Origin of the sequence: Kocuria sp. UBA1838 (genome assembly GCF_002338785.1) — a bacterium.
Classification (GTDB): Bacteria; Actinomycetota; Actinomycetes; order Actinomycetales; family Micrococcaceae; genus Kocuria; species Kocuria marina.
In genome coordinates this window covers 1-2,241 of record NZ_DDIY01000007.1, presented here as the reverse complement: position 1 = coordinate 2,241, position 2,241 = coordinate 1, and the positions used below count along the sequence as shown (strand labels likewise).

The 2,241-nt window shown below is 61.3% G+C and carries 2 protein-coding genes; one reads left to right on the top strand and one right to left on the bottom strand.

All coding sequences use genetic code 11. The features are described 5' to 3' along the window. Window positions 1–527: DUF4396 domain-containing protein (locus B3I25_RS04415; RefSeq protein ID WP_286737966.1), on the bottom strand; the 527-nt coding region annotated here is incomplete at its 3' end. Between the two features lie 141 nt (window positions 528–668). Between B3I25_RS04415 and B3I25_RS04410 the strand changes: the two genes are divergently transcribed. Next, window positions 669–1,589 (top strand): restriction endonuclease, encoded by a 921-nt coding sequence (locus tag B3I25_RS04410; RefSeq protein ID WP_286737965.1) that lies wholly within the window; start codon window positions 669–671, stop codon window positions 1,587–1,589. Window positions 1,590–2,241 lie beyond the last annotated feature (652 nt).

Genomic DNA, 2,241 nt, shown 5'->3' with positions numbered 1-2,241 from the left:
CCGGAGGCGTGGTGGGTGATGGCGTGGCCCTTGCCGCGGCGCAGCAGGGCCTTGTTCACCGGGTATGCCGCGAAGTACGCGATCACGAGGGACAGGGCCATGGAGCCCCAGAAGAGGGCATCGAGCAGCCCGGCGTCCATGGCGCCGGGGACCAGCCACATGACGAGGTTGTCCACGACCTCCATGGTGAGGATGGAGACGGTGTCCGCGGCGAGCACGAGACGCAGGGCCCGACCCACGCTGATGCCGGCGCGCAGCAGGGGCATGGAGGACAGGGCATAGCCGAACACGAAAGCCAGGGCGATGGCCACGGCGGTGCTGGTGACGTTGCCCCACCCGAACACGGTGGCCAGGATCAGGCCGAGGATCTCGCCGATGGAACAGCCGGTGAGGCAGTGGAGGGTGGCGCTGGCGGCCATGTTGGACATGTCGTGGCCTGCGTGGTTGGAGGGGGCGTGGTCGTGCATGTCGTGGCCCGAGAGGGAGTCCGAGTGATCGGTGGGGTGGGTGGTGGCGGGCGTGTTCATGCCATCGACTATATACCCTGGGGGGGTATTATTGATATGGTTTTCTTTACATGCGTTGATCGGGTGCTGGCACAGCCATCTCTACACTGGACAGGTCGCAGTCGGTTGCATGAACCTATTCATACCTCAAGGCGGTTTCACATGACATCCCCTGATGCTCGCCCTACCGAAGTTCCCACGTGGCCGGAGCTCCTGAGGCCCGTTTTATCGGTCATGACATCCGGGGAAAACCTGCACCGCAAGGACATATTTGATCGCGCCGCCGAAGCCGCCGGATTGAGCGACTCCGCCAAGAGTGAACAGTTGAACACGGGCGGCCTCCGATATGAACAGCGCATGCAGTGGGTGCTGAGCCATTTATCCCGCGCAAACCTGGTGGATCGCCCTGCGCGGGGGTACTACCGGCTCAATGATGCGGGACGGGCATGGACCAAGGAACATCCGAGAGGCATGACATTCAGAGAGGCCAACCAATACTTCAAGCCGTTCTGGAGCCCGGAGGTCTCGAAGCAGCCGAACAGCACGACAACGCCAAAGGCGGCAGAGCTAGACCCCCTTGAAAAAATCGACGAAGGGATTAACCAGCTCACGGCCGAGACAGCGGAAGATCTCTTGGAACGCCTGCGCGGCACCCACCCCGATTTCTTTGAGGAGGCGGTTGTGCAGGTGCTTCTGAAAATGGGGTACGGCGGGGCGGACAAACGAGGGCGCCGCATTGGCGGGTCTGGAGACGGGGGTGTAGACGGGGTCATTGACCAGGACCCCCTGGGCCTCGATCAGATTTACATCCAGGCCAAGCGCTACGCAGAGAAGAACACCGTAGGCCGGGAGGCAATTCAGGCCTTCGTGGGCGCACTTCATGGTAAGGGCGCAACGAAGGGCAGCTTTATCACCACAAGCACATTTACTGCGGGCGCGAAAGACTACGCTGCAGTAGTCCCCTCTCGCCCCGTCCTCATCGATGGCGAGCGCCTGGTGGCCTTGATGCTCAAGTACCGGGTGGGAGTGCAGGTGAGGCAGACCTTTGATGTCTTAGCCGTAGACGAGGATTTCTTCGAATAGCGATCCCCGCACATCCGCCGCCGCTGAGATGCAGCTCACGCCCGGCCTCCCGAACCTTTACTCACCGTAATAGGTGCAGCGATCAGCCGTCTTCGCCCTCGCTCATCAACGTGAACACTGTATTCCGCGAAGACGTCGTTGTGAAACCATGAAAATGCGCCCCATCCTTTACGCAGTTGCCCTAGCGTCAACGATCATGCGGCACGGAGGACCTCGGGCATCCCCATCAACTTGGGAACGTCACGGAACCCTCTAGTTCAACTGACCTCATTATGCCGGCTGAACAGTAACGTTCGTGGCTGGTGACGAGTTCGGCGATCTCGGCAGGCGGATCCCCGTGGGCCCCGATGTTAAGCACCGCGTGGGGCACCCACTCAGCGGCCTCATCCCGCCCCTTTCCCAGGAACAGCATTTCAACACTATGGATGCTGGGGGTGGCCGATCGTCGATTCCGGGGGTCCTGCGAGGTAGTTGGCATGGCCGTTAGAGCCCATGACGTTCCCTTCCCCCACATCTGGAGACGGGATTACCGCCCTGATAAAAGCGGTTACGGCAGCCCCCACAGCATCAACCTGAGGGTAGTGCATGAGCTGGTCCAGCTTGTTCCTCGAACGCAGCCTGCGGGGCGCAAGGTCAAGCCCCGAGAAGTGGT